Genomic DNA, 6633 nt, shown 5'->3' with positions numbered 1-6633 from the left:
CTCGAAAATCATTTTAAAGCCTTTGATTTGACTTTCTTTTACCTTAATAACGGATTCGTTTAACGCCAGCATACTTTTTGAAACACCACCAAATATTGTTTTTAAAAATGAACTGACGGTTTTATTCAAGGCAGTGCATATGTGGATATGCACTGCTTTTTCATTTCTAGCACCGATGATTTACAGTTTAAGGGTGGAGTTGAACTGTATTGAGATTCTTGGAATGGATGATAGCGTCCCATTATTTTTTGCTTTAAACGCTCGATATGTGGTTTAAAGTTTGACAATTTTTTTGCATACAAATCGATCGAGAAGATATTCAGCTTGAGTTAAGCATTGAAATCAAAAACTATTTTTTGAACAGTCTGATTCGCTGGAAAAATAAAATAAAAGTAAATACCATTTGTAAATAATAATCTAATTGATTATGATTCGCATCCACTAAGTGTCCCTATATCAATTATCTTTTCTGGCCTCTGTCTTTGAAGACATGGAAAAGTAATTTGAATTATATGTAATGATTATCAATATCATTTAAGAGGTGGATTTAACCGCATGAGTATGAAGCAATATCAGTCGCAATTTTCGGGCGACGAAGTTAAAAGTTTGAACCTCCGACCTTGCTATTTATCATTATGTTTGGCTGTGCTCATGACCACAGGTTTGAGTTCTAAGAGCTTTGCACAAGACAATGTTTTAGTTTCAGCCTCACTTCCAAAGATTACGGTTTATGCTGAACATGAAGATCAAGCCCCAGTTTCTAAGACAACGATTAATCGGGAAAATTTAGATAAAACTGGGGTGACCGATATGGCAAGTATCGTGAAGTACTTGCCTTTGGTACAAGCGCCATTTTCAGTTGCGGGCAGTGGTACATTTTTTGATGGAACTGGAACCAGTGGTTATAACATTCGCGGGATTGATGCCAACCGTATTGGCTTAGATATTGATGGGGTTGATATTGCCGAAGCAACTGTCAGCTCTTATGTTCCGCCTAATAGTATGAGTCAACGTGGTGCAGGTCGTGATTATATCGAGCCTGAAATGTTTAGCTCGGTAGATATTGTTTCCGGAACAACAGATGTATCTACTGACGGAATCGGTGGACGCGTTTCATTTAAAAACAAATCTCCAGAAGATTATTTGATGGATGGAAAAACCATTGCGGGTACTGCAAAAGCAGGCTATAGCTCTGCGGATGAAGCATGGTTAAGTTCGGTAACAGGGGCGGTAGGCAACGATGAGGTGAAAGCCTTAATTGCTTATGCTCATCGTGATGGACATGAAACAAAACCTAACTCGAAAACCAAAGCGTTCCCAACGGATTGGAGTTCCGATGCCGTATTGGGCCGAGTTGTATGGGCGCTCTCCGATCAGCATCAGTTTAATTTGACAGGAGATTTCTATCGTAAAAGTGCCGATACCACAGACATTAGTGCCAGTTTATTTAGTAATTATAAAAGCGATGCCACCCAGCAGCAGGACATAGATCGTACCCAATTTAGTCTTGAACATATTTATAAACCTGAGACATTGGTGCTATTTGATCAGCTGAAAAGCAAAATTTGGTATCAGGAATCAAATAACGAAACCGCGACTTCATTTATGAATAATGCGAATACGAAACGTGATTTCTCAACCACTTATAAAGAAAAAAATACAGGGATTAAGTTTGATGCATCGAAGAATTTAGAGCAGCAGACTTTAAAATATGGTCTTGCGGTCGATCAAAAAGATTATTCCAGTACCAAAGTCGATTTACGCAATGGTGCAACACTGCCAACCCTCTATCAAGATGGTTACTTACTGGATTCTGAGTTAAAGCGTTATGCAGCCTATTTCTCAGATGAAATTCGTTTGGGGCTCTTTGGTCGTGACTTAACCTTAACACCATCGCTTCGTTTTGAACGACAGGAGTATCGACCAGATTCTTCGAGCTATAGTGATGTCCAAGCACGTGACTTTAGTTATGTTTCGCCGAGTTTTGCGGCCAGCTATCAATTTACTCCTGAAAACTACAGTTATTTTAAATACACCCGTGGTACACGTATTCCATCACCTACTGAGATAGGCGGCATCTATCAAACCACCGCAGGCAATCCAAGTTATATTGTGATTGGTAACTCGAATCTTGATGAAGAAACCAGTGATGCATTTGAAATTGGACTGAGAAATACTTCAATTGATGGTATCAAGTTTGATGTCACAGGTTTTTATACCAAATACAGTGACTTCATCGATTACCACAACTATGACACCACACCACAATATCCTTATGGTTACTACCGTGCAGAAAACCTAGCCAATGCCGAAATTTGGGGCGGTGAGTTGTCTACACGTATTGATTTGGGTCAATTTATTCCACACTCGGATGGATTTAGCCTCGCTTTAGTGGCAGGTAAAACCAAAGGCACCGCAAAAAATAAAGATGGACTGAAAAGTGGGGTGAATTCCGTACAACCTGAAAAGGGCAGCCTCACCTTTGCTTATGACCACCCAGATAAAGTCTTTGGTTTAGGTCTAACTGCAACTGCGGTCGGGGACAAAATCGCATCTAAAGATGTGAGTACCTACCAAGATGACGTGGAGTATCAACATGTTGCAGGTTATGCCGTGTTTGATCTCTCAGCTTACTGGAATATGAATAAGTTCACTAAGTTGAACGTGGCGGTGAATAACATCTTTGATAAGACGTATTGGGACTATGCCGCAGTGGGCACCATTACAGGAACGAACCAAGCCAGTCTGATCGATCGTGCTGCAGAACCGGGTCGTAATATTGTCGCAAGTATCGAATTTAAATACTAATTTCAAAGCTAGATAGAGCTGAGATTCCATCCAGCAAACTTAACCCTCAGGAAAAGAAATTACCATGAAAATTATGACTATATTGGCAACGGGCATCGTTATGCTCAGTGCTTCAGCGAGTATTTTAGCTGCAGACAAAACAGCACAAACGGATACATACCAACAAGCTTATGCCATTCATGCGCTTTATCACCCAGAAAATAAACAACCGAGTGCTGCACTGGTAACACAGCAATATACGCAGGATTATGCCGTACTTTTTGCGAACACTAAAAAAGTGACAGCCGAACAGTTTGCACAATTTGAACAGGCACGCTTAGACCCTGTACTTAAGCAAAGACGCGAAATGTCTTTAAAACAGGCGCATGTCCGTTACGGTATTTTAGATAAGAGTAAAGATCAAAAGTTGACGTTGAAAGAGTTCCAAGCCTCTGGTGAAAAGACTTTTGATGGTTTCGATCAGAACCAAGATGGTTTGATTAATGCTGAAGATACAAAGTTGGCTGGGGCAAATACAGGAACACATGATGGTTTCCGTGGCAAATTACCCATTTCAATGCCGATGCCAAGTAATGTGAATGAGTTTATCGCGCAATATGGTCAGGGTAAAAATTATGTGACTTTGGGTGACTATTTAACAGCGCGCGATAAACAATATTTCGAGACCGACACCAATCAAGATTTGATTGTGACTGAACAAGAATATGTCGACGAGTTTATGCAACGTTTTGACCGTAATTTGGCGACTGGTACAACTCAAATGCAGGAGATTGCTGCACAGCAATTCAAAGCCATTGCAAAGGGTAAAACCACTATTCAAGCAAAGGATATTAAACAGTATGCGAAAAAAGTAGGGCAAGCCTCAGCTCAATAAACAGGCCATACCTTTAAGCCATCTATGAATGGCTTAAAGGTAAAACTGATTAGGTTGACGATGGGCAAGGATACATCAATGGAATATCAACGATGAAAAAAATAGGTTCGGCTTGCTTACTGAGTATCTTGGTCGCAAATGGTTGGGCACATGCACCCTTTGTGGCGCCAAGCAGTTATGTGGTGGAAGGTCGGAACACTGCAGTTTTGGCAGGATTTGCAGAGCAAGCCTTTGACTCGGAAGTGGCGATTAAAGGCTTTAACTTTAAAGTACTCACGCCGAAGGGTGAAACTCAAGAGTTAACACTGAGTCATAGCAAAGCTTTAAGTTTGGCGGATGTGAAAACGGATCATGCAGGAACTTATACAGTTACTGGACTTCGAACAGGTGAGCTTAAATATGCAAAAGTGGGGCAGCGTTGGTTACGTGTCTTAGATGCAAAAGCTGAAGGTTTAGCGCCACTGGCTGAACGTCACTTTGTCACCCCAAGTGAAGTACAAGCGAAAACCCAGCAGTTTACTGTGCAACGTGTTGATCAGTTGCTGAGTTATTTTTCTAAGCAACAGCAGAGTGAGGTGAAGCAAGACCCCACGCAACAAGGTTTAAGTTTGGAATTTTCAGGACATCCAAATCAAATTTCATTAAAAACACCATTCAGAGTGAAATTGAATTTGGGCAATAAAGCTGCGTCAGGTTTTCAGGTCACACTAGAAAAGCAAGCCACCACATTGGGAAAGGCTGAAAAAGCGATCCAGTTGGTGACCAATGGTTCAGGTGAAGTCACTTTGCCATTTTCAATGGTCGGGCAGTACCTCGTCACCATCACTTCACCAGAACAGTCTGAAAAGATTCGACCCAATGCTCAGATCTATAGAACAATTTTGAGCTTATACGTAAACCCTTAAGCTTAAGCTAAGACAAAGAGGAAATTCACAGAAAGCTGTTCTAGCTCCTCTCGGCTGAATCATAGACCTATATATGATAAGGGCTGCGTGATTTTCTTTTAAACATTAAAGAATATTACGTAGTTCGCGTGCGGTTTCTTGTAGTAATGGCAGTATGTGTTGAATCAAATACTCTTTGGTTGTGCGCATGGTAGGGGAAACAATATTTAAGGCTGCCACCACCTTTAACTGTTGCCCATAAATCGGAACGGCAAGGGCATGTACGCCCAATTCATGTTCCTCACATGAGTAGCACCAACCTTGCTCTCGAATTTCATGCAATAAGGCCAGAAACGTTTCATTGTTGGTATGGGTGTATTTGGTTAGGCGTTGTAGCGGATACTGATTCAGCCATTCACATTGTTCCTGATCATCGAGATAGGCCAGTAAAATTTTGCCTGCCGATGTCGCATGTGCAGGTAAGCGATTTCCCAAATGTAGACCATAAGGATTGACACGATCCGTTTGTTGGTGCGCGGCACTGCGTGCAATGGTAATGGCTTCATAGCCATCTAGAACCATAACGGAAAAAATGAGTGAGGTTTGATTGGTGAGCAAGTTTAGTAAAGGCTGAGAAATTTTGGGAAGATGTGCTCCACCCAAGTAAGACCCTGAAAATTTAAGGATTTTAGGAGTTAAATAAAAATAATGACCATCAGATTCTAAATAGCCTAAATATTCAAGAGTAAGTAAATGGCGTCGCGCTGCGGCACGGGTCATGCCTGTGCGTTCCGCGGCCATAGTGATATTTAAGCGATGTCGGTCAGTACCAAAACTGTCGAGAATGGCCATACCTTTACTGATACCTGCGACAAAATCTTCATGTCGAATGGTTTTTTTATTGTCTTTGTGTTGAAGACACTTTTCTGTTGTCTCAGTTGCCTCTTCCATCGTGTTCCCTTTATCCATTTTTATTTCTTCATTATTTTTACTATAACGTGAAATCAGAGTGAAATAATCAGGTTTTGTTCGATATATAGGTATTTTGTTCGATGATCGAACAAAACCTGTGGTCACTATCTATCCCAAAGCTGAGAAATTATAAAAAATGAACAGATAAGGAAATCGAACTAAAAAACTAGGGAATGTGGTTTTAGCTGAATCATACCTCCAGTATAAGTTAGTTTTCCGCGCCTTTTCAAATTTGCATGATGCACAATGGAGTTATCTAATGATAGATAAAAGCGCGGCATCCCTCGCGGAAGTGCTCTCCCAAATCACCGACGGCTCAACCATCATGATTGGTGGTTTTGGTACAGCAGGACAACCTGCTGAACTGATCGATGGCTTAATTCAACTTGGCATCAAAGACCTCACTATCGTCAGCAACAATGCAGGCAATGGCGACTATGGTTTAGCCAAGCTGCTGAAAGCAGGTGCCGTGAAAAAAGTCGTCTGTTCGTTCCCGCGTCAGTCCGACTCTTGGGTCTTCGATGAACTCTATCGTGCAGGCAAAATTGAATTGGAACTGGTGCCTCAAGGCAACTTGGCTTGTCGTATCCAAGCCGCAGGTATGGGACTCGGTGCAGTGTTCACCCCTACAGGCTACGGCACCTTATTGGCCGAAGGCAAAGAAACCCGTCACATCGACGGTAAAGATTATGTACTGGAATATCCAATCAAAGCCGACTTTGCTTTGATTAAAGCCCAACAAGGCGACCGTTGGGGTAACTTGGTCTACCGCAAATCGGCACGTAACTTCGGCCCGATTATGGCGATGGCCGCAGGCGTGACCATTGCACAAGTCTCTGAAGTGGTGGACTTAGGGGCTTTAGACCCTGAACACATCATCACCCCAGGTATTTTTGTTCAACACGTGGTGCAGGTTCAACCTGAACCTGTTGCTGTGTAATCGGGAGAACATCATGAGCTATCAAAAACTCAGCCGTAACCAAATTGCAGAACGTGTGGCGCAAGATATTCCAGATGGCGCTTATGTGAATCTTGGGATTGGATTACCGACCAAGATTGCCAGTTACCTGCCTAGTGACAAAGACGTCTTCTTAC

The 6633-nt window shown here is 41.9% G+C and carries 6 protein-coding genes; 5 read left to right on the top strand and 1 reads right to left on the bottom strand.

Annotation, left to right across the window (positions count from 1 at the left end; genetic code table 11):
- The first annotated feature begins 561 nt into the window (after positions 1 to 561).
- The 3 genes from AXW61_RS10800 to AXW61_RS10790 all read left to right on the top strand — a co-directional run bounded on the left by AXW61_RS10800 (position 562) and on the right by AXW61_RS10790 (position 4587).
- Complete coding sequence (locus tag AXW61_RS10800) at positions 562 to 2808, top strand: TonB-dependent hemoglobin/transferrin/lactoferrin family receptor (RefSeq protein ID WP_062034307.1); 2247 nt, start codon at positions 562 to 564, stop codon at positions 2806 to 2808.
- Between the two features lie 64 nt (positions 2809 to 2872).
- Positions 2873 to 3682 carry a hypothetical protein gene (locus tag AXW61_RS10795; protein WP_062034302.1) on the top strand — a complete coding sequence of 270 codons (810 nt, stop codon included), beginning with the start codon at positions 2873 to 2875 and terminating at the stop codon, positions 3680 to 3682.
- Between the two features lie 92 nt (positions 3683 to 3774).
- Entirely contained in the window at positions 3775 to 4587 is an 813-nt protein-coding gene (locus tag AXW61_RS10790; RefSeq protein WP_062034301.1) for a DUF4198 domain-containing protein, read from the top strand.
- A 105-nt stretch (positions 4588 to 4692) separates the two neighbouring features.
- On the opposite strand, the gene pcaU is transcribed toward AXW61_RS10790, so the two are convergent.
- Positions 4693 to 5517, bottom strand: a complete 825-nt coding sequence (gene pcaU, locus AXW61_RS10785) for an IclR family transcriptional regulator PcaU (protein ID WP_062034306.1) — start codon at positions 5515 to 5517, stop codon at positions 4693 to 4695.
- A 280-nt stretch (positions 5518 to 5797) separates the two neighbouring features.
- Between pcaU and AXW61_RS10780 the strand changes: the two genes are divergently transcribed.
- Together AXW61_RS10780 and AXW61_RS10775 are read left to right on the top strand one after the other, a co-directional pair.
- The gene (locus AXW61_RS10780) at positions 5798 to 6478 is read left to right on the top strand and encodes a 3-oxoacid CoA-transferase subunit A (RefSeq protein WP_062034300.1); all 681 of its coding nucleotides are present in this window, start codon (positions 5798 to 5800) and stop codon (positions 6476 to 6478) included.
- A 13-nt stretch (positions 6479 to 6491) separates the two neighbouring features.
- The coding region (locus tag AXW61_RS10775) for a CoA-transferase (RefSeq protein ID WP_276204015.1) at positions 6492 to 6633 on the top strand (142 nt) is incomplete at its 3' end.

It is taken from the genome of Acinetobacter sp. BMW17, assembly GCF_001592855.1.
In the GTDB taxonomy this organism is placed as follows: Bacteria; Pseudomonadota; Gammaproteobacteria; order Pseudomonadales; family Moraxellaceae; genus Acinetobacter; species Acinetobacter johnsonii.
This window is presented reverse-complemented; position numbering and strand designations above follow the sequence as displayed.